Below are 20412 nucleotides of genomic sequence, written 5' to 3' on the forward strand. Positions count from 1 at the left end.
ATGAAAACGCTTCGAGCAAACATCGCGGCCCTTGTCATTGTAACTTTCGGTTTGACGGCCATACTTTTCGGCTGCGCTTCCCAGACAGGTCCCGGGCAGGCGGCGGATGCCGCTGCGCCTGCCCGACTGACGGCCATCTCCGCGGTCAGCGCCGTCACCATGCCCGATGAGATACGGGTGAGTGTCACCGCCGACGGCCCCCTCACCTTTTCTTCTCTAAAGCAGCCCGATCCGCCGGCCGTGGTGCTCTACCTGCCCGAGACCTCTGTAGCGGAGACACGGGTGGCGCAACCCGAAGGTATCGAACTGATTCGGGGCATCACCGCCCGCCAGGGCAACGGACAGACCACGGCCCGCATCGAGGTGCAATTGGCCGCCGATCTGCCGTATATTGCCGTTCAGGAGGGCAACTCCATCCAACTCAGTTTCGACCGGGCCACCGCTGATCGGGCCATGGCTGCGGCCGCCGCACCCACTGCAACACCGGTGGTGCAGCCGGTTGCCTCGGCCGCCCAACCGACTCGGACAGTTGCCCCTCAAACGAGCGGGCAAACCAGGGCGAGCGGCACTGCTTGGGTCAACAAAATCGATTTTCTCAGCGAATCGGACGGCAAATCCACCCTGGTGGTGTGCACCACCCAACCGGTGGATTTCCGCATTCAAAAACAGGGTCCCCAGCGCATGGAGATTCAATTGCTGAACACACGGATTCCCTCCTACCGCCAGCGGCCTTTGATCACCACCCGTTTCAACAGCGCAGTGGACCGGGTATTGCCGGTGCAGCCCGACAAAGACAAAAGCGAATCGGTCATCACCATCGAACTGCGTGAATCGGTCCCCTATGTGGCCGAACAGGCGGACAACCTGCTGTTTGTCTACTTCGATCCCTCCGCCGTGCCACCCAAGCCCTTGGAGCAAGCCCAGCTGCCCGCCTGGCAGAAAGTGCTCAGCGGCAAGGACGGCGAAATGTTCACCGAGCAGGTGGCCACCGCCCAGGACCGAAAAGCCTTGACCGCCTTGCCCGACGCGAGGGGAGAGGAACCCCTGATCGATCCGCTGGAGATGGATCTTTCCCGGGAGGACATGGAGATTCGGGCTTTGTTGTCTCCCCAACGCCGCACCTTCAGCGGTGAAAAAATCGCCCTCGACTTCTATGAAACCGACATCAAGAACGTCTTCCGCATTCTGCGGGAGGTGAGCGGCCAGAACTTCGCCATCGACCGGGACGTTTCCGGCCGTGTGACCATGTCTTTGGACAAACCGGTGCCCTGGGACCAGGTGCTTGATTTGGTATTGCGCATGAACCAGCTCGGCATGGTGCAGGAGGGGGACATCGTGCGCATCGCCACCGCCGAAACCCTCAAGCGAGAGGAAGACCTGCGCCGGTCCCAGCTGGAATCCCTGCGCAAGGCCCGCGAAGAGGTCAAGGCCCTGGAGCCCTTGATCACCCGGTACATCCCGGTCAGCTACTCCAACGCCCAGAGCGAAATCCGGCCCCACATCGAAAACGTTCTTACCAAGGGGCGCGGCAGCGTCACCGTGGACACCAAGAACAACCAGATCATCGTCACCGACACCCAGGCCGTGGTGCGCCAGGCCCAGGACATCGTGCGGCGCATCGACAAGGTCACTTCCCAGGTGGTGATAGAGGCCCGGGTCGTTGAGGTATCCACCAACTTTTCGCGTGAGCTCGGCATCACCTGGGACTTGACTCACGGCCCCGGATTGCTGGGTGATTGGGCCATCGGCACCGATATGGCGATGAACTTTCCCTCGCAGGGCGGATCCAACATCGGCATCAGCTTTGCCCGCCTGACCGGGGTGCCCTTCGTGCTCAACGCCCAACTAAACGCCTTGGAAACCACCGGTGACGGCCGGATTCTCTCCTCGCCGCGTATCATGACGCTGGATAACAAGACGGCACGTATAAAGCAGGGCGTCGAGTATCCCTACCTGGAACGGGACTCGGCCGGCGGCTCATCGGTCAAATTCAAGAACATCGATCTGCTGCTGGAGGTGACGCCCCAGGTGACACCGGACGACCGCATCGCCATGACCATCTTCATCACCAAGAACGACGTGGCCGGTATCACCGCCGGTGTTCCGTCGGTGGCCACCAACGAAGCGGAAACCGAACTGCTGGTCAACGACGGGGACACCATCGTCATCGGCGGTATCATCAAAACCTCCGAGGCAACCGGCCAGGACAGCTTTCCCGGTCTCGGCCGTATTCCGGTCCTGGGATGGTTGTTCAAGAACACCTCCCGAACCAAACAAAACAGTGAGCTGTTGATCTTCATCACGCCGCGCATCGTGCAGCTGGAGCAGGCGGTGGCGACGATGCAGTAGTGAATGAACCGTCAATTCGCAAAAGAGAAAAGGCAATTTGGAAAAACCATATTGGCCAAAAATTGATCATAACGAACGAATGAGCGACAAGATCGCAAAAAATTGGAGGCATTGATGCGACGAGCGTCCTGGAAAAAATCGGGGTTGGTGATGACTGTTTTTTGGGCAATGCTGGCCCTTGTGGCTGGGTGCAGCAGCGGTGGTTTGGATGAGATGGGGCAACGATACATGGCTTTTCTGGAGGCTGAAGATTTTTCTTCCGGAGATGGTACTTTGGCAATCGATGTGGCCCAAGATGACTGCAACATCAATGCATTGGATCCCGATTGGGAGGACTTTGGTCCGGCGATCGGCAATGTTACCGTAACCGTAAGCGAGGACGCTCTTGGAATCACGCTCGAAAGTTACACCATTCACTATGAGCCTTTAGAGAGCCCTGATGGGACCTCGACAACCATGCCGCCCCGTTTGGAATCAATTTATAATGGCGCTTACACTATGGACATACAGTCTGGAGCCAGTGGAACCTTTTCGATCACACTCATGTCTGTAGATACCAAGCAGGAATTCCAAGATAAATCAGGATGGTCTTGGTATACGGAGTACCCGGAATGGCTTGAGGTCTGGAATGCGAAAGTAGCTGAGGTCAATGATCAGCGTGATGTAGTAGAGGAAATTAAAGACCAGGTTGCTCGCCTCCCCGAAGGCTCAGAAGAGAGAAAGGTTTTGGAAGCGGAAGAGGCAATAGAACAAAGAAGATTGGATAGACTGAATGAGGAACTTGAAGCACTCCAATCCCAAGAAGTTCTACACTTTTGGGTTTCACCCGCCCTTGATATGGCCAGGTACAATTTGCGTCTTACCCTGAATTTCCGTGATACACACAACAAAAGCCGAACCATCGTTCTTAATCGCACTCTGTGGTTGTACAATGTGGATAATTGTTAGAAACTGATAAACATGGTCGGTTGCGTTGAACTGCCAGAACATATTAAGCTCATCCAGAATAGAAGGATGTGATTTTGAAAAGAAGGGGTCGCCATATCCTTCAAAGCTGAGGCCAGAAGAGACCGGACAAAAAAAGCTTTTCACATGGGGCCTTAAGCACTGTTGCTTAGGCAGTTCATTCAATAGAAAACGAAGATTTCTTGGTATTCAGAAGAAGATGGCGTTGAGTTGACCAAACATCAGCCAACCGTGCGTCGCGGGATTTACACTTTCTTGCCTACCGAATCCCCAACCGCTGCCGCGCCTTTACCGCAACTTCACTGTCTCGGGGAGCCAGGTCCAGGGCCGTTTCGTATGCGGTGCGTGCCTGGAGCCCCTGGCCGGTGAGCAGATAGGCCTCACCCAGCAGAAAATGGATTTCAGCTATCTTGGGTGACATATCCCGCGCCTTTTCCAGGTGGGGTATGGCCTGGCGCCCCTGGTTGAGGGCCAGGTGCGTGCGTCCCATGCCCACCAGTGCGTTCAGCAGATCCTGCTGCAATTTGAGGGCCTCGCGGTAGTAGGACAGGGCGGTGGTGTACTCCTGCTTGTTGTAGTGGGCCCAGCCCAAATTGGAGTAGGCGTACTGGGGCGTGGCGTAGAGCACGTCCTGCTTGATCTCCTGAAAAATGTCGATGGCCGCATCCCATTCCCCCACGGTCATGTAGGCCGCCCCCAGGTTGTTGCGTGCGGCGGTGAAACTTGGCTTTAGCTCAACGGCGCGCTTGAAGTGGGTGATGGCTTCGGGCATGCGCTTGCGGGCCATGTAGCAAAGGCCAAGGGCGTCGTGCACCAGCGGATCCCTGGGATTGAGGCGTTCGGCCTCCATCAGCTCCCGCAGGGCGGCGGTGTAGTTGCCTTGGCGCATGTAGGCTTCCCCGATTTCCCGTTTGGCGGTGGAGAGCGCCTCGTTGTGCTGGGCACGCTGGCCGCCGCACCCCCACAGCAGGGTTAAGATCAGGGCCCCCGACAGCAGCACTGCCATCCGTTTCGATAATCGGGTCGATAATCGGGCATGTTCGCGTATCATTAAGCTGTTTCCTCCGGATATGTGGTTGGTCGCTTCGTCCCGCTACCAGGTGACCACGGCCACACCATTGGCGCCGATCAGATCGGTGATGGCCGAATGCAGGGAAAAGGGGGCCAGCAGGGTGCGCTTTGCGGTTGCAGGATCGTCGACCAGCAACCCCTGAATGGTAACGGTGGTGTTGTAGGTCGGCGGCCGCTGGGCACCGGCAAAACTGGGTTGTTCGAGAAAGGGCGTTTCCAGGGCCGCCAGCAGCTGGGCGGCAATGGTGGTGTAATCGGCTTCGGGGGCGATTTGCACCACATGCAGGCCGCTCTGGCGGATGGCTTTGACCGCGTCGCCGTACAATTCGCCGAAATCGACCAAGACCTCGCGACCGTCAGGGGAGTTGACCAGGTTGGCATAAGCTTGGATCTGGATCCCGGCATAGGGGAAGGAGATGGCCACGTTGGGGACGAAGCTGTAACCCAAAGCGCGGGTCAGCCGTTGTACGAAATCCTTTTGGCCCATGGGGATCAAGGTCAGAACGTCCCTGACGGCGTGGCGTTCGGCCGGCGCTGTGGTGGCGCCATCTTCTTCGCCGCCGGGCAGCAGCTCTTTGAGCACGATGCCGTTTTGTTCCAGGTAGCGCCGCAGGGGAACAGGTGTTTGCTCTGCCGGGCCGGCAATGGGACTGATGCACAGCCGGCGTTGGTCCCTTTGGGGCTTGATCCATTTTGCCCGCACCGTTACCTGCACCCCCTGGTCTTCGAATCCCACCTCTTCGCCGGTATCGACTGGCTGTTGGATGGCTTCGAAGATGGCCCCCACCACAGCCGGTACGGACGACTGGGCGTCGTAGGCGATCACCTTGGTATCGGGCCACTGGGATTGCACCAGGGCAGCATTGCGATCCATGATGGTGCCGTCCTGAGTGAAAAGCAGCTTTTCGGCGCTCATTTCCATCAGTGGATGGCGGGACAGATCGACTTCGAAATCTCTGCCGGCGGGGCCTTCGGGCAGGAAATAGGTACCCCTGTCGCGCAGTTCGCCGCCCACCACGGCGGCTGCCTGGGCCAACACCCCTTCGGGCGACCCGTCGCCGGGGGCCTGCGCTAAGGGTTCGGCACCGGGACGCAGGGGCGCAGCGGCACTTGCGCGGGTGCTATCGGCATCCAGGGTTTCCTTGAGATTGCCGGCTTCATCGAACATGTCGGCATACCACGCCTCGTCCCGCATGGAGGGATCGGGTAGATAGAGCCGCTGTCCCGCATAGATGAGATCCAGATCGGTCACTTGTGGGTTGGCGGCCTGAAATAACTTGATCCCTTCCTGGTAAGCGCGCGTGCCGACACGACCGTAACGAGCCGAGATCAATTGGGAAACGGTGTCGCCCCGGCGCACCTGATAGTGCTCGGCGTGCTGGTGAATCACCTCCTCCACTTTGGCCAGGGTGACGAAGGGAATGGTGATCACGCCGCTGGCCTGGCCGGGCAGGGTGCCGTGTTCCAGCTTGCGCAGGGGAATGTCGATGGTCTGTCCGGGCCGGATCATGTCGATGTCGCGCACATGGGGATTGAGCCGTTCGAAAATCCCCAGGAAATCGCGGAAATCGTGGTGGGCAATCTCTCCCTTTTGCCGAAAAATCTTCAGCACCCAATCCCCGGCCTGCACCACGTAGGGTTCGCACAGGATGTCCCAGCCCCGATCATAACGCACGATGTAATTTTTATAGACCAACCCGCTGGCAGCGGCATCGTCCATGGGCGCGGACCATGTGAAGGCACAACACAAGAGCAGCAGTGCGATCCGCCGCATTTTGCTCCCGGTATTCAAAGTGTTGGGTGTGGGGTCAAAGCTCATGGTTCGTTCCGCGCCTCGATGCGGTGCTGTTTGCAAAGGTTTCAGGAACGCTTTTTCAAGTCCAGGTCCCCGGCGATGGCGCTGGTGATGGCCTGGACGAAGCGTTCAAGGTCTTGGCCATCGAGGGGCGCGCCGGGGGACGGCACCCGCTCTAGGTCGCGGGGATGCATGTAAACCGGCGCATTGATCAGCTCCGGATCGGGTTGCACTTCATAATCGGCCGGGAAGCGGTTTTCGAAATACAGCTCCTGAAAACCGACAAATTTAAGGGCGTGGGCCGTTGCGTCGAGGACGGCGGTCGCCTGGCGTTCGACGACGCCCTGCGCCAATGCATGGGCCAGTCCGGCCAGACATTCGCCGCCGTGGGTGCAGGCGATGTGCCCGTTGCGGTTGGCGCGCAATTGCCAATCCATGATGGCCTGTTCGGTCACCTGGACGACATGGACCCGTTGCCGGCCGGCGGTTTCATCGTAATGGCGGGCGAGTTCGATCACCCGTGGCATGGAAACGGGATTGCCGATCATGGCTGCCTGGGCCACCGAAGGCCGCACCGATTGCGCTACGAAACGGCGCTTGGCGGTCTCGGCTTCCCGGTAGTACTGGTAGACCGGATCGGCATGGGCCGACTGCACCCCGAGAATCATGGGCAGATCGTCGATCAGGCCCACTTGGTGAAACTTGAGAAAACCGCTCATCACGGCGGTGATGTTGCCGGCGTTGCCAATGGGTACCACCACCACCTTGTCGGCCATTTCATATTCAAAGGCCTGGGCGATTTCGTAGGCGTAGGATTCCTGCCCCAGAATGCGCCAAGCGTTCTTTGAATTGAGCAGGGCCACGTCGTACTGCTCCGACAATGCCTCCACGACCTTCATGCAGTCGTCGAACACGCCGGGAATTTCGTAGACCCGGGCGCCGCTGCCCAGGGGCTGGGAGAGTTGCTGGGGGGTCACCTTTTTGTGAGGCAGCAATACCGCCGACTTGATGCGGGGTTGCAAATAGGCGGCATAGAGCGCCGCGGCGGCGGAGGTGTCGCCCGTGGAGGCGCACACCGCCAACACTTCGGAGAGCACGCCGCTGCGAATCAAAAAGTTGATGTAGCTCAAGGCGCTGGCCATGCCGCGATCCTTGAACGAGGCACTGGGGTTCTGGCCGTCGTTTTTGAAGAAAAACCGCATGCCCACCCGTTCCTGCAGGGGCGCGTTGGCCATTACCATGGGGGTGTGCCCTTCACCCAGGTACACCACCGCATCCAGGGGGATGATCGGACCGATGAACTCATGATAGCGATAGATGCCGGTCAGGGCCGGTATGGTCAGCATGCGGCGGTAGTCGAAAAGTCGGCGCCAATGCTCGGGAGATCGCTTTTTCAGCCGGTCGAATCGCCGGTCATGAATCAGCAGCACCCGTCCGCACTCCGGACAGGTGTAGAGCAGCGTGCGGATGTCGAATTCGGCGGCGCAGCCCAAGCAGCGGTAGAACAACTCGCCGGACGGCGTGGGGACCAGGTCGGGTTGCAGCGCTTCGGGGAACTGTTCCGGTTTCATCGGCCAATGGTGTCCTTTCCACCCATGTAGGGACGCAGTGCCTCGGGCACGGCCACCGTGCCGTCGGCGCGCTGATAGTTTTCCAGCAGGGCCGCCACCGTGCGGCCCACGGCCAACCCTGAACCGTTGAGGGTGTGCACCAGTTGGGTGCCTTTACGTCCTTTTTCCTTGAACCGGATGTTGGCGCGGCGGGCCTGAAAAGATTCGAAATTGCTGCACGAGGATATTTCCCGGTAGACCCCCTGGGCCGGCATCCACACTTCGATATCATAGGTCTTGGCCGCCGAAAAACCCAGATCGCCGCTGCAAAGGGTTACCACCCGGTAAGCCAGGCCCAGGCGCCGCAGAATGGTTTCGGCATTGTCCAGCAAGCGTTCCAACTCTTCGTAGGAGCTTTCAGGACGGGTGAATTTGACCAACTCCACCTTGTTGAACTGGTGCTGGCGAATCAAGCCGCGGGTGTCCTTGCCGTAGGAACCGGCTTCGGAACGAAAACAGGGGGTGTAGGCCGTATAGTAAATGGGCAGCTGCGCTTCGGTCAAGATTTCATCCTGGTGGATGTTGGTGACCGGCACTTCAGCCGTGGGAATCAGAAAATAGTCCCAATTCTCCAATTTGAACAAATCGTCCGCAAATTTGGGCAGCTGACCGGTGTTGGTCATGGACCGGCGATTGACCAAAAACGGCGGCAACACCTCGGTGTAGCCGTGCTCTCCGGTGTGGGTGTCGAGCATGAAGTTGATCAAGGCCCTTTCAAGGCGCGCCCCGGCGCCGAGGTAAAGGGGAAAGCGGGCGCCGGCGATGCGTGCGGCACGGGTGAAATCGAGAATTCCCAGTTGCTCGCCGATATCCCAGTGGCCCTTGGGCGTGAAATCGAAAACCGGCGGTTGACCGACGGTTTTCAACACCGGGTTGTCTTCCTCCGAAAGGCCCGGCGGCACCGAGGCGTGGGGCAGATTGGGCATCTCCAGCAAAAGACCGCCGAGGATTTGCTCTTGTTCGGCCAGATCCTTTTCCAGCCCCTTGATCCGTTCGCCCACGGTTCGCATTTCGGCCATCATCGTACCGGCATCGCCGCCTTGCCGCTTGATGTCGGCGATCTGTTCGGAAACCACGTTGCGTTGGTGGCGCAACTGCTCGATTTCGGACAATATGTCGACCCGTTGTGCATCGGCTCGGGTAAACGCCACCAGGTCCACGGCAGCGCCCCGCGCCTTCAGGGCGGCCTCCACGGTGGGGAAATTTTGTCTTACAAACTTGATTTCCAGCATCGGAATACCTATATTGAACGGAATTTGCCGATGAAAACCGGTTGTTATGTCCCGATCGGCCATCGACGAAAACCACGGCCCCGCGCTGGGGGTCGCGTGGCAACAATGGCCCGACTCTACTGTAAGCCTGTGATTTAGTCAATGATCATTGCGAGTTGAATTGGTGGCCCGTGATATCGGGCGGTTCAATATCCAACCAAATAGCGGAGACGACAGTGATGGAGGAAACCCGAGAACGCAAAAGCGAACTGCGCGAGGAGGCCCTCGGCCGCCTGGCCGCCCTCGATCCCGGACAGATTGCCGAAAAAGTCAAAGCCATAGAGGAGCGATTGTTCGAATTCGCCAATTTCCTCGAGTCGCGTATAGTGCTGTTCTACACCCCCGCACCCGGCGAGGTGGATACGACTGAAATTCTGCGGCGCAGTGTGATGTATAACAAGATCATTGTGTTGCCCCTGTTTTTGCCCGACCAGGACCCAGCGGTGCGCCTTTACAAAGTGGACGATATACAGAAGGATCTGGTCAAGGGCACGCGGGGCAATTTGGAGCCCAATCCCAAACGCTGCAAATCGGTGCCCTTGGACTGCCTGGACATCGCCATCGTGCCCGGCTTGGTGATGGACGAAAAAGGGGGGCGCATCGGCACGGGCCACGGCAGCTTCGATCAACTGATTCCCGAGCTGCCGGCCACCACCCGCAAGGTCGGCCTGGTGTTCGAATCCCGGATTGTTCCCGCGGTGCCCATGGAGAGCCATGACAAGTACCTGGACATCATCATCACGGAAACGCGCATCATCTACAAAATATGACCCTTTTCACTTTTTTGCTTTAAACCACCCTCGCATATTTGGTAATAGGCATCGCTCAACACCTGTTCCCGTTGCCCGCTTGAATGACAATCAGGGGGATTGGAGGCCGATGAAATTCGATCGATTGCGCCAGGAAATGGTCGACAAGCAGATCGCCGCCCGGGGCGTCACCGATCCCGCCGTATTGGCCGCTATGCGCACGGTACCGCGTCATTTGTTCGTCAGCGAGGCGTTGATGGATCAAGCCTACAGCGATTTTCCCCTGCCCATCGGCGAGCAACAGACCATCTCCCAGCCCTACATCGTGGCTGAAATGACCCAGGCCCTGCAATTGACCCCCGATGACCGGGTGCTGGAGATCGGCACCGGATCGGGCTACCAGGCCGCCGTGCTGGCGCAGATCGCCTACCGGGTCTACACTATCGAGCGCATCTACAATCTCTATACCAGAACCCGCAAATTGTTCGACCAGTTGGGCTATCACAACATTGTCACCCGATATAGTGACGGCACTACGGGATGGAAGGACGAAAGTCCCTTCGACGCCATCATCGTCACCGCCGGTGCCCCGGAGGTGCCCCGGGTGCTGGTGGACCAATTGGCATTGGGCGGACGCATGGTGATTCCGGTGGGCAACCAGTATGCCCAGGAACTGGTGCAACTGGTGCGCGACGAGAAAGGGGTGCGGCAAACCGATCTGGGCGGCTGCCGTTTTGTCAAGCTGGTGGGCGAGCACGGCTGGAAGGAGATCTAAAGCCCGTGCTGCGACGCTTATATGACTGGGTCCTGCATTGGGCCGAAACCCCCTACAGCACCTGGGCGCTCTTTCTGCTGGCCCTGGCGGAATCCTCTTTCTTTCCCATTCCCCCGGATGTGCTGCTCATCGCCCTGGCGGTGGCCAAACCGGGCAAGGCCCTCACCTATGCCGGGGTCTGCGCCCTCGGGTCGGTGCTGGGCGGCTGCATCGGCTATCTGATCGGTTACGCGTTCATGGCCGGACTGGGCCAGCGCATCGTCGAGTGGTACGGGTTCTCCGACCAGGTGGCCTATATCGGCACTCTTTTTCAGCAATACGACGCCTGGGCCGTGGGCATCGCCGGTTTCACACCCATTCCCTACAAGGTGTTCACCATCGCCGCCGGCATGTTCCATATCAACTTCGCCGTGTTCGTCATCGTCTCCCTGGTTTCCCGTTCGGCCCGCTTTTTTCTGGTGGCCGGCCTGATCCGCGTCTTCGGCCCCTCTATCCGCGCCTTCATCGACCGCTATTTCGACATCCTGGCCATCACCTTCGTGGTGCTGCTGGTGTTGGGTTTCGTGGTTATCAGGTACGTATTATAAATCCTTGACCAGGCGGTTGGCGGAGGTCTTGCGCACTTCGCGGTCGATGGCCGCCAGGGCTTCCGAAACGGTGCGCATTTCCTGCGCCGACGGATCGGCGGGCGCACTGTCCCGTCCTTCCCGGTCCCACCGCTCGAGCAGGTCGGCAACGGTTATGGTGTGGATGTCGCGAGCCGGCTGGTAGCCGATCATGTCCTGCGTCGGTAGCTGTACCGCCGACACCATGCCGGCCCGGATCAGCCGCTCGACCAGGTCCGCCACCAGCTCACCGGGCAGCCCGCTCTGCTCGGCCAGCTCCTCGGCCGTCGGTGGGGGTTCGGCCTTGGCGAAGGCATCGATGATGCGCCGCAGCAGATAGAGGCCGTACTGCTTCTGCATGGCCGAACTGGTTTCTCGGTAATCCACGGCCCGGGCATACTGCCCCACATGCTGATGGGCATAGGCGATTTGGGCGCCGAACAGCAGGATCATCCAGCTCAACTGCAGCCAGATGAGAAAGAAGGGCAAGGCGGCGAAGCTGCCGTAGATGGCGTTGTAACGCGAAAGCAGCACCTGCACGTGAATATAGCCGCCCTGTAATACCTGGAACAAGGTGCCGGCGACCACACCGGCGATCAGGGCGGCGCTGAACCGCACCCGGGTGTTGGGCATCACCAGGTAGATGAGGATGAACAGCATCCAGATCAGGGCATAGGGCAGCCATTGCAGCAGATGGAATATCACCGGGCTGGCCACTTCCAGCACCGACACCGAGCCGGTGATGGCCGTCACCCGGGTGGTCACATAGACATTCAGACTGCTGGCGACGATCATCAGCAGTGGGCTGAGGATCATGATGGTCAGGTAGTCGGTGAATTTGCGCACCAGGCTGCGCGATTGGACCTTCCAGATGTTGTTGAGGGTCGCTTCGATATGGTTGAGCACCTTGAGCGCCGCCCAAAAGAGAAAAAGGACGCCGATGCCGGCCACCAAACCGCCCTTGGTGTTTTCCAGCAGGCTGCGGGCAAAAGTGATGATCTGTTCCATCACCTCTTCCTGGCCGGCCAGCCGTTCATAGAGTTGGTGTTCCAGCCGCTGTTCCAGGCCGAACCCCTTGGCGATGCCGAAGGCCAGGGCGACCATGGGCACCACCGACAGCAGGGTGTAGAAGGTCAGGGCCGAAGCCCGCAGGGCGCAGTTGTCCCGCACGTAGCCCTGCACGGTCAGCAGCAGGACCCGCATCGGCTTGAGCAGCAACTGCCTGGGCCGGGTCAGATCGCCCTTGCTCAGGCGCCAGATTTCGGTTTGCAGAAAGTGGGTCAGGCGCGTCTTTGCCGCTTTCAAATCGGCCATGGGCGTCTCTTCTTCCGCCGGGGGTTGTGCTGGATCGATGCCGGGGGGCGCAGACAAGCGCTGCGCCCCATCTCAGATTGCGTGCGGGGAGGCCTGTTTGCGTATAGCGTTTAGAACTGGGACTCCTCCGTGGAGCCTTTGAGGGCCCCCACGGAAGACAGCCCCTGGCTGATGCTGTCCATCACCCGGTCGAAGTAACCGGTGCCCACGAATTTTTGGTGGGTGGTGGCCATGTAGCCGTCCTCCTTGCCGTGGGCGAACTCGGTCTGCTGGAATCGGGAATAGGCGGCCATGCCCTCCTTCTTGTAGCTGTAGGCCAGGTCGAACATGCCCAGATTCAAGGTGTGAAATCCGGCCAGGGTCACGAACTGGAACTTGTAGCCCATGGCCGCCAGCTCTTTCTGGAAGTTGCCGATCAGCTTGTCGTCCAGGTTGGCCTGCCAGTTGAACGACGGCGAGCAGTTGTAGGCCAAAAGTTTGCCGGGAAATTGCGCATGGATGCCTTCGGCGAATCGACGGGCCTCTTCCAGATCGGGTTTCTGGGTTTCGCACCAGATCATGTCGGCATAAGGGGCGTAGGCCAGGCCGCGGGCAATGGCCAGATCGATGCCGCTTTGAATGTAGTAGAAGCCTTCCGAGGAGCGGGGCTGATCCAGGAGAAAGGGCTGGTCCCGTTCGTCGATATCGCTGGTGAGCAGGCGCGCCGCTTCGGCATCCGTGCGGGCGATGAGCACCGTGGGCACATCGCTGATGTCGGCCGCCAGACGAGCGGCGATCAACTTGGTGATGAACTCACGGGCCGGCACCAGCACCTTGCCGCCCATGTGGCCGCACTTTTTGGCGCTGGCCAGCTGGTCTTCGAAGTGGACGCCGGCCGCGCCGGCCTCGATCATATCGCGCATCAACTCGAAGGCGTTGAGCGGTCCACCGAATCCGGCTTCGGCATCGGCCACGATGGGTGCGTACCAATAAGGGCCTTTCTTGCGGCCGTCGAGCACCTGGATCTGATCGGCCCGACGCAGGGCGTTGTTGATGCGCTGCACCACCGCGGGGACGCTGTTGGCAGGATACAGGCTTTGATCCGGATACATCTGGCCGGCCAGGTTGTTGTCGGCCGCCACCTGCCACCCGCTGAGGTAGATCGCCTTCAGCCCGGCCTCCACCTGCTGTACGGCCTGGTTGCCGGTCAGGGCCCCCAGGGCCGGGACGAAATCTTCGGTTTGCAACAGGTGCCACAACCGCTTGGCGCCGGCCGATGCCAAGGTGTGTTCGATTTTCAGGGTGCCGCGCAACTTCAATACATCTTCCGCGCTGTAAGGACGAACAATGCCATTCCAGCGTGGGTCGTTCTCCCACTCACAGTTAAGAGCCGAAATTTCATCGGGAAAGATTTCGTGGCACGTCAATCGGTCACACAAGGCTTGGGCTTCTTCGGCAATGGTTTGCATGGCAATCTCCTTTTTAAAGCTTTTCGTATGCCTTGAGAGTGAGAAACTCCTCGAAGACGGGATTGGCGATGATCTCTTCGAACAGTCGGCGCGCCCGGTCATGGGGTACGGCGCCGAATCCGTCGGGCCCCAGTGTTTCGCGCAAGCGGTCCATCTCTTCGTCCATGATGCGACGCACCAAGGGCAGGGTCACCTCCCGTCCGTCGTCCAGAACCCCTTCGGGATGGTGCACCCACTGCCACACCTGGGCCCGAGCGATTTCCGCCGTGGCCGCATCCTCCATCAGGTTGTAGAGCGGCACGCAACCGTTGCCGGCCAGCCAGTGGGCCATGTACTGAATGCCGACGGCAATGTTGTTGCGCAGGCCGTTTTCGGTGATGGGGCCGTTGGGCACTTTCAGCAGATCGGCCGCCGTGATGGTCACATCGTCCCGCAAGCGGTCCACTTGGTTGGCCGCGGGCATGGCCTTGTCGAACTCTTCCCGGGCGATTGCCACCAAGCCCGGATGGGCCACCCAGGTGCCGTCATGGCCGTCGCGGGCTTCGCGCACCTTGTCTTCGCGCACCTTGTCCAAGGCCGCCGCGTTGGCTTGGGCATCCTCCTTGATGGGAATCTGGGCCGCCATGCCGCCCATGGCATGGGCGCCCCGGCGGTGGCAGGTTTGAATCACCCGCAAGGCATAGGAGCGCATGCAGTGGCGGGTCATGGTGATCAGGGCGCGATCCGGGAAAATGTAGCCCGGCACATTGCGAAACCGCTTGATGAAGCTGAAGATGTAATCCCAGCGACCACAGTTGAGCCCCACGATGTGATCCCGCAATTCATAAAGAATTTCATCGGTTTCGAAGGCCGCCAGAATGGTTTCGATCAGCACCGTCACCTTGATGGTGCCCACGGGCAGCCCCAGGGCTTGCTGCGCCTGCACGAAGATATCGTTCCACAGCCGCGCCTCCAGATGACTTTCCAGCTTGGGCAGATAGAAGTAGGGCCCGGTGCCCCGCGCCAGTTGTTCCTTGGCGTTGTGGTAGAAGAACAGGCCGAAGTCGAAAAGTGCCCCGGACACCGGTTGGCCGGCCACCCGCAGGTGCTTTTCGTCCAGGTGCCAACCGCGGGGGCGCACCAGCAAAACGGCGGTGCGCTCATTGAGGCTGTACTGCTTGCCCTCGGGGGTGGTCAGTGCGATGGTGCCGCGCACCGCATCCATCAAATTGATCTGGCCATCGATGGTGCCTTGCCAGGTGGGGGCATGGGCGTCCTCGAAATCGGCCATGAAGGCCGAAGCCCCCGAATTGAGGGCGTTGATGACCATTTTGCGATCCACCGGTCCGGTGATCTCCACCCGCCGGTCCTGCAAATCGGGGGGCACCGTGCCGATGCGCCAATCGCCCTCCCGGATGTGGCGCGTCTCCGGCAGAAAATCGGGCAATTGCCCCGCATCGATGGCCGCCTGACGGGATTGGCGCGCTTGGAGCAGCGCTTTTCGAGTGGCATCGAAGCGGCGCTGCAAATCGGCCACGAAGCGCAGCGCATCGTCGGTCAGTAGCGTCTCGAAGCCGGCTCCCGGCGGACCGACCACCTCTATATCGTCCACTTGTTTATACACAGGCATAATCGACCTCCACATTTGGGGTGAAGTGAACGGCGCCGTGCCGAAAGCACGAAAACGCCGCGCCGGGCGCGGCATGTGATAATTACCCAGAAGCAGCGCCAGGGTGATGAAGCCGCCGGATGCCGTTGCTGCGGCGACCATCGGCGGCCGGTACGTTTCGGGTTACGGGTGGTTGTAAGGGGCTGAACGGCCATTGAAAATTATAATAAGAAAAGGCAGGGGGTTGTCAACAAATGAAAACGGGGGTGGCGATTCCGGCGCAACAGGGTGCACCATTTCAGATTGGTGTATCCAATCGGCAGTTTTAAGTTTTAAGTGTTAAGTTAATGAATTCTGCCGATTAGATGTGTGTGTGGGGGAGTTGACAGGGCAGTCGCATGTAGAAAACAAGTGGAAAGGCTTTTGATCAGTTAGCCATTGTCCCACGGCGCTCGAGGAAAGAGTGGGGATATATGGTGTTTCAGTGGTGTCGGGGGTGGCACCCATGCCAAAACTATATGCGATTTCCCTGACGGGGCCGGCCATCGATGATGGCTGAATTGCCAGGATCCAGCCGCGCTCGCAAAACGCTTGCATACATTGTATTCAGCGCGACCCCGCCAACCGCTCTGTGTCGCTGTAAGGTAGAATCGGCGTCAGGATGCCGGCGCGGATGGTCTCCTGGGTTTGCTGCCAGAAGTCGGGGGTCAGCAGATCCCCGTGATGATGCAAGAACACCTGTCGCAGGTCGGGCGGCAAGGCCAGAAAAGAGGCGAACTCCTCGGGGAAGACATCATTGTCCGCAACGGCGAACCAGGGCTCGGCCGCCATTTCATCTTCGTATCCGCGGGCCTGGGGCATACGGCGAAAGCGGCAATCGGTCAACGGGCACAACTCGTCGAAGTCGTAGAAAACCACCCGGCCAAGGCGGGTGACGCCGAAGTTCTTGATCAGCAGATCGCCGGGAAAGATATTGATCCGGGCCAGATCCTTGATGGCCTTGCCGTACTCGATGACCGCCGCCTTGGCGGCCCGGGCGTCGGCTTCTTTCAAATAGAGATCCAGGGGGACCATGCGCCGCTCCACGTAGACATGGTGCAGCACCACCCGGTCCTCGTGAACCGTCACCGTGCGCTGGGCCTCGGCTTCCAGCTCCGCCAGCAGATCGGGCATCAAGCAGCAGGTTTCGAGTTCCAGATTTTCAAATGTCTGCACATCCACCAGTCGGCCGGCCCGGTCATGGCGGAAGACGAAATCGTATTTTTCCATCACCTGCTGTCGGGTGGCGCTTTTGGGCGAGGCGAAGCGGTCCCGGATCACTTTGTAGATCAAGTCGTCCTGCGGCATGTTGAAAGCGATCATCACCATGCCCCGCTGGCCGGGAGCGAATTGAAATCGATCCAGGCCGCACACCTCCTGGTGGGCCAACAGGTCGCGGTACAACTCTGTTTTGCCATGCTTGTTGTAGCCCAGACCGATATACAGTTCGGCAATGCGCTTGGTCGGCATCAACTGCCGCAGAAAACGCACCAGATGGCGCGGTCGTTGGGACAGCACATGGAAATAAGCGTGGCTGAAACTGAACAGCACCCGCAATGCATCTGTGGTGAGCAACAGGGCGTCCACCAGCAGTCCGGGTGCCGGGCCGTCGTTGGCCAGGGCGAAAACCAGGGGGACCTGGTAATTGCCGCGCCGCAGGCGGCCGATCAGGTAGGCGCGCATCTCGCGGAAAAACGGGGTGCGCACCATTTCGATGCGCACTGGGGCGTCCGGTTCGGGCGAATGGGCCAAATGCAGGCGGATCCGCTCGCTGCAAAGACGGGCATCGGTGGGGCGCCGCGCAAAGGGCGTCTTGAATTCGAAACATGCCAGCACCGTTTCGATCAGCTCGGCGGTCACGGCAGGGGCTTGCATGCAGAAACAGATGGCATCCGTCGGCGGCAATGGTTCGTCATCCGGATCGGCGGCGAAGAACTCCAACTCCGGATCGATGCCCACGGTTTCCATGATGCGCCGGTTGACGGAGTTGTAAAAGGTGCGGGCCAGTTCCGCGTCTGCGCGCTGATCCAGGCCGGCGGCGTAATCCGCCTTGAGCCGGCGCCAGATCGCGGCGGATTGGAACAGGGATCCGAGGCGATCCAGCACCGCCCGGACCGTTTCGCCGACCACCCGGGGGTAGAGGTCGAGCCGCTCGATGGTGTCGGCCCGCATGCCCGACCAATCCCGGTTTTCGAAACGACCGCCGGCCCTCCGGGTAATGGCCGCAAAGCCATCCTCATATTCGCGAAATCCATGTTGTAAACGCGCGAGGGCCTCAACCGCCGGCCGGTCGGCCCCCGAATGTCCCCTTCCCTGTGTTTCCGGCATGACGCTTTCCTTTTTACCCGATGGCTTGCGGCCTGCACAACAATTCAGCGTCGGTGGCGATCCGACCGCATCCGTCGCATACATAACGCATGGCGTCCAGTTTTGATTTGCACACATGGCGGTGATTCACGTCGGGCGCACCGCAAAAACGGCACTGTAGACGGTCGTCACACGGTTTGCACAAAAGGCCCGGCGCATTGGCCAGTGCCCCGCAGCGTTTGCAGGTATATGTCATGGCGACCTCCATTCTGTCTTGCGATCAGAAAAAACCACCAGGGCGCCCACGGATTTCCGCCCTGGTAACTGTGTGCACCGGCCGGGCAACCGCCCGGCCGGTGCACACAGGTCAATATGGCGATGATCGCGACGGCGTCAAGGCAACGGTGGCTTGCTCCTTCCCTTGCGCGCAGGGCGGGCAAGCAGCGCGTGGTGCCAACCGTGTACCGGCTTGAGCGCTCGATCCCGATCGGCCTTGGCACTGCCGCCCGTTTGCAGGCATCCTCTGGGTCGGAACCCGGCCCCGATTGCAAAATTGCCTTGACACCCGGTCGCTTTTCCTCTTTTGTGGGGCCGCGAGCGGTCCACCGGGCCGTTGTATCGACATCCACGTGACATTCGAAGGAGGCCTTTGCATGAAAGCAAAAAGCGTGATCCTGCCCGCGGACCAGATGCCGCGCCAGTGGTATAATATTCTGGCCGATATCAAGCTCAACCCTCCCCTGGGCCCCGACGGCAAGCCCCTGCAGCCCGAAGCGCTGGCGCCGGTCTTTCCCATGAATTTGATCGAACAGGAGGTCAGTAGCCAGCGCTGGATCGACATTCCCGAGCCGGTTCTGGATGTGCTCTCCATCTGGCGTCCCGGCGTGCTTACCCGTGCCGACCGCTTCGAAAAAGCCCTGGGGACACCGGCGCGCATCTACTTCAAGTACGAAGGCGCCAGCCCCCCTGGCAGCCACAAACCCAACACCGCCATCCCCCAAGCTTACTACAACAAGGTGTTCGGCATCGAAAACATCACCACCGAAACCGGGGCCGGCCAGTGGGGCAGCGCTTTGGCTTTCGCCTGTTCCCAATTCGGGCTCAACTGCAAAGTGTTCATGGTGCGCATCAGCTTCGACCAGAAACCGTACCGCAAGGCCATGATGGAAGCCTGGGGCGGCCAGTGCATCGCCAGCCCCAGCACCGAGACCCGGGCGGGCCAGGCGGCATTGGACAAGGACCCCGATACCCCCGGCAGTCTGGGCATTGCCATCAGCGAAGCGGTGGAAGCAGCGGTGGGCGACACCAGCGGCAAGACCCGCTACTCGCTGGGCAGCGTGCTCAACCATGTCATGCTGCACCAGACCATCATCGGCCTGGAAGCCCAAAAGCAGTTGGCCATGATCAATGAGTACCCGGACATCATCATCGGCTGCGCCGGCGGCGGAAGCAACTTCGCCGGCCTGGCATTCCCCTTTATTCAGGACAAGATCAACGGCAAGGCCATCGAGATCTATCCCGTCGAGCCCAAAGCGTGTCCCACCCTCACCCGTTCACCTTTCGTCTACGACCACGGCGACACGGCCCGCTACACCCCGCTGCTGCCCATGCACAGCCTGGGACACGCCTTCGTGCCCGCGCCCATCCACGCCGGCGGCCTGCGCTACCACGGCATGGCCCCCACGGTGAGCCAGCTGGCCCACGAAGGGATCATCACCCCCCAGTCGGTCTCCCAGGTGGACGCCTACAAAGCCGGTGTGCTGTGGGCCCGCACCGAAGGGGTCATTCCCGCGCCGGAGACCAACAACGCCCTGGCCCAAGTGGTGATCGAGGCGCAAAAGGCCAAGGAGGAGGGCAAGGAGAAGGTGATCGTGTTTAGTTTCAGCGGGCACGGCCTGCTGGATTTGACCGGCTACGAGAAGTTCCTGTCCGGCAAGCTGAGCGACTATGAACTGAGCGACGACGACATGGCCAAATCCACGGCGGTCTTTGCCGATTTTCCCAAGCCGCAGGACCTCAACAGCCGCTAAACGCGCAAACCGCGGGGGCCCGGAGGCAATCGGGTCTTCGAACATAAGCCATGAGCAAATCCGAGCCCGACCAGGGCGACACCGCCTACGATGCTATGCAACGACGCTGCCCGCGACTGGGCAGCGTCGTGCCCTTTTCCTACTGCCGCACCGACGGCCATCCGCAGGACCCCTGTTTCAAAGTGCTGGACTGTTGGTGGGAGCGGTTCGACGTGGCAACCTACTTCCAACAACGCCTCACCCCCGAAGCGTTTCAGCGCCTGGCCCAAGCCCCACCGCCGAACAAGGTCGCCAGTCTCGTCGACCTGATTCAACAAGCCCGCGAGCGATTGGACAACCCATAACGCGATTATCATACAGAGACGCAACATCGCGGACAGAACCTTTCGGCTAATGATAATATTCATTTTCGCAATGATTTGGGAATTGATGTTGTTTGAATGGCACGGATGTTGAGCAGGCGCGGTTGGTGCGTTGGGCGACCGCCGGCGGGTT

General features: G+C 60.0%; 16 protein-coding genes. 7 read left to right on the forward strand and 9 right to left on the reverse strand.

Annotation, left to right across the window (positions count from 1 at the left end):
* Together MRX98_RS15965 and MRX98_RS15970 are read left to right on the forward strand one after the other, a co-directional pair.
* Window positions 1–2349: a type IV pilus secretin PilQ gene (locus MRX98_RS15965; protein ID WP_246911992.1), complete on the forward strand. Its 2349-nt coding sequence runs from the start codon at window positions 1–3 to the stop codon at window positions 2347–2349.
* A gap of 114 nt (window positions 2350–2463) precedes the next feature.
* The gene (locus tag MRX98_RS15970) at window positions 2464–3297 is read left to right on the forward strand and encodes a hypothetical protein (protein ID WP_246911993.1); all 834 of its coding nucleotides are present in this window, start codon (window positions 2464–2466) and stop codon (window positions 3295–3297) included.
* Window positions 3298–3574: 277 nt separating this feature from the next.
* On the opposite strand, the gene MRX98_RS15975 is transcribed toward MRX98_RS15970, so the two are convergent.
* The 4 genes from MRX98_RS15975 to serS are packed head-to-tail and all read right to left on the reverse strand — an operon-like array spanning window position 3575 to window position 9023.
* Window positions 3575–4366: a tetratricopeptide repeat protein gene (locus MRX98_RS15975; protein ID WP_246911995.1), complete on the reverse strand. Its 792-nt coding sequence runs from the start codon at window positions 4364–4366 to the stop codon at window positions 3575–3577.
* Between the two features lie 42 nt (window positions 4367–4408).
* Window positions 4409–6205 (reverse strand): LysM peptidoglycan-binding domain-containing protein, encoded by a 1797-nt coding sequence (locus MRX98_RS15980; RefSeq protein ID WP_246911999.1) that lies wholly within the window; start codon window positions 6203–6205, stop codon window positions 4409–4411.
* A 41-nt stretch (window positions 6206–6246) separates the two neighbouring features.
* Window positions 6247–7752, reverse strand: a complete 1506-nt coding sequence (gene thrC / locus MRX98_RS15985) for a threonine synthase (RefSeq protein WP_246912001.1) — start codon at window positions 7750–7752, stop codon at window positions 6247–6249.
* On the reverse strand, window positions 7749–9023 hold the full coding sequence (gene serS / locus MRX98_RS15990) for a serine--tRNA ligase (RefSeq protein ID WP_246912009.1): 1275 nt from the start codon (window positions 9021–9023) through the stop codon (window positions 7749–7751). The genes thrC and serS overlap by 4 nt, the downstream gene beginning before the upstream one ends.
* A gap of 218 nt (window positions 9024–9241) precedes the next feature.
* Here serS and MRX98_RS15995 point away from each other — a divergent pair, with 218 nt between their 5' ends.
* From MRX98_RS15995 to MRX98_RS16005, 3 genes are all read left to right on the forward strand, one after another.
* A complete protein-coding gene (locus MRX98_RS15995; RefSeq protein WP_246912011.1) occupies window positions 9242–9832 on the forward strand; it encodes a 5-formyltetrahydrofolate cyclo-ligase in 591 nt (196 codons plus the stop codon).
* Between the two features lie 109 nt (window positions 9833–9941).
* A complete protein-coding gene (locus tag MRX98_RS16000) occupies window positions 9942–10586 on the forward strand; it encodes a protein-L-isoaspartate(D-aspartate) O-methyltransferase (protein WP_246912022.1) in 645 nt (214 codons plus the stop codon).
* Between the two features lie 5 nt (window positions 10587–10591).
* Window positions 10592–11173: a YqaA family protein gene (locus MRX98_RS16005; RefSeq protein ID WP_246912032.1), complete on the forward strand. Its 582-nt coding sequence runs from the start codon at window positions 10592–10594 to the stop codon at window positions 11171–11173.
* On the opposite strand, the gene MRX98_RS16010 is transcribed toward MRX98_RS16005, so the two are convergent.
* The 5 genes from MRX98_RS16010 to MRX98_RS16030 form a co-directional block, all read right to left on the reverse strand.
* A complete protein-coding gene (locus MRX98_RS16010) occupies window positions 11168–12562 on the reverse strand; it encodes a YhjD/YihY/BrkB family envelope integrity protein (RefSeq protein WP_246912045.1) in 1395 nt (464 codons plus the stop codon). The genes MRX98_RS16005 and MRX98_RS16010 overlap by 6 nt on opposite strands.
* Before the next feature lie 53 nt (window positions 12563–12615).
* The gene (gene aceA / locus MRX98_RS16015) at window positions 12616–13953 is read right to left on the reverse strand and encodes an isocitrate lyase (protein ID WP_246912048.1); all 1338 of its coding nucleotides are present in this window, start codon (window positions 13951–13953) and stop codon (window positions 12616–12618) included.
* Window positions 13954–13966: 13 nt separating this feature from the next.
* Window positions 13967–15562, reverse strand: a complete 1596-nt coding sequence (gene aceB / locus MRX98_RS16020) for a malate synthase A (RefSeq protein WP_246912052.1) — start codon at window positions 15560–15562, stop codon at window positions 13967–13969.
* Window positions 15563–16147: 585 nt separating this feature from the next.
* The gene (gene aceK / locus MRX98_RS16025; RefSeq protein ID WP_246912054.1) at window positions 16148–17908 is read right to left on the reverse strand and encodes a bifunctional isocitrate dehydrogenase kinase/phosphatase; all 1761 of its coding nucleotides are present in this window, start codon (window positions 17906–17908) and stop codon (window positions 16148–16150) included.
* 13 nt (window positions 17909–17921) lie between these two features.
* Window positions 17922–18143: a hypothetical protein gene (locus MRX98_RS16030; protein ID WP_246912059.1), complete on the reverse strand. Its 222-nt coding sequence runs from the start codon at window positions 18141–18143 to the stop codon at window positions 17922–17924.
* 397 nt (window positions 18144–18540) lie between these two features.
* Here MRX98_RS16030 and MRX98_RS16035 point away from each other — a divergent pair, with 397 nt between their 5' ends.
* Together MRX98_RS16035 and MRX98_RS16040 are read left to right on the forward strand one after the other, a co-directional pair.
* Complete coding sequence (locus MRX98_RS16035; RefSeq protein ID WP_246912061.1) at window positions 18541–19917, forward strand: TrpB-like pyridoxal phosphate-dependent enzyme; 1377 nt, start codon at window positions 18541–18543, stop codon at window positions 19915–19917.
* Window positions 19918–19967: 50 nt separating this feature from the next.
* Window positions 19968–20261, forward strand: a complete 294-nt coding sequence (locus MRX98_RS16040; RefSeq protein WP_246912072.1) for a hypothetical protein — start codon at window positions 19968–19970, stop codon at window positions 20259–20261.
* Window positions 20262–20412 lie beyond the last annotated feature (151 nt).

This window comes from Desulfatitalea alkaliphila (genome assembly GCF_022968795.1).
In the GTDB taxonomy this organism is placed as follows: domain Bacteria; phylum Desulfobacterota; class Desulfobacteria; order Desulfobacterales; family Desulfosarcinaceae; genus Desulfatitalea; species Desulfatitalea alkaliphila.

Excerpts from the sequence above, each read along its gene's own strand:
- serS (WP_246912009.1), bottom strand. The coding sequence starts at position 9,023 with ATGCTGGAAATCAAGTTTGTAAGACAAAATTTCCCCACCGTGGAGGCC.
- MRX98_RS15995 (WP_246912011.1), top strand. The coding sequence starts at position 9,242 with ATGGAGGAAACCCGAGAACGCAAAAGCGAACTGCGCGAGGAGGCCCTC.
- MRX98_RS16040 (WP_246912072.1), top strand. The coding sequence starts at position 19,968 with ATGAGCAAATCCGAGCCCGACCAGGGCGACACCGCCTACGATGCTATG.
- aceB (WP_246912052.1), bottom strand. The coding sequence starts at position 15,562 with ATGCCTGTGTATAAACAAGTGGACGATATAGAGGTGGTCGGTCCGCCG.
- MRX98_RS15975 (WP_246911995.1), bottom strand. The coding sequence starts at position 4,366 with ATGATACGCGAACATGCCCGATTATCGACCCGATTATCGAAACGGATG.
- aceA (WP_246912048.1), bottom strand. The coding sequence starts at position 13,953 with ATGCAAACCATTGCCGAAGAAGCCCAAGCCTTGTGTGACCGATTGACG.
- MRX98_RS16000 (WP_246912022.1), top strand. The coding sequence starts at position 9,942 with ATGAAATTCGATCGATTGCGCCAGGAAATGGTCGACAAGCAGATCGCC.
- MRX98_RS16035 (WP_246912061.1), top strand. The coding sequence starts at position 18,541 with ATGAAAGCAAAAAGCGTGATCCTGCCCGCGGACCAGATGCCGCGCCAG.
- MRX98_RS15980 (WP_246911999.1), bottom strand. The coding sequence starts at position 6,205 with ATGAGCTTTGACCCCACACCCAACACTTTGAATACCGGGAGCAAAATG.
- aceK (WP_246912054.1), bottom strand. The coding sequence starts at position 17,908 with ATGCCGGAAACACAGGGAAGGGGACATTCGGGGGCCGACCGGCCGGCG.
- thrC (WP_246912001.1), bottom strand. The coding sequence starts at position 7,752 with ATGAAACCGGAACAGTTCCCCGAAGCGCTGCAACCCGACCTGGTCCCC.
- MRX98_RS15970 (WP_246911993.1), top strand. The coding sequence starts at position 2,464 with ATGCGACGAGCGTCCTGGAAAAAATCGGGGTTGGTGATGACTGTTTTT.
- MRX98_RS15965 (WP_246911992.1), top strand. The coding sequence starts at position 1 with ATGAAAACGCTTCGAGCAAACATCGCGGCCCTTGTCATTGTAACTTTC.
- MRX98_RS16030 (WP_246912059.1), bottom strand. The coding sequence starts at position 18,143 with ATGACATATACCTGCAAACGCTGCGGGGCACTGGCCAATGCGCCGGGC.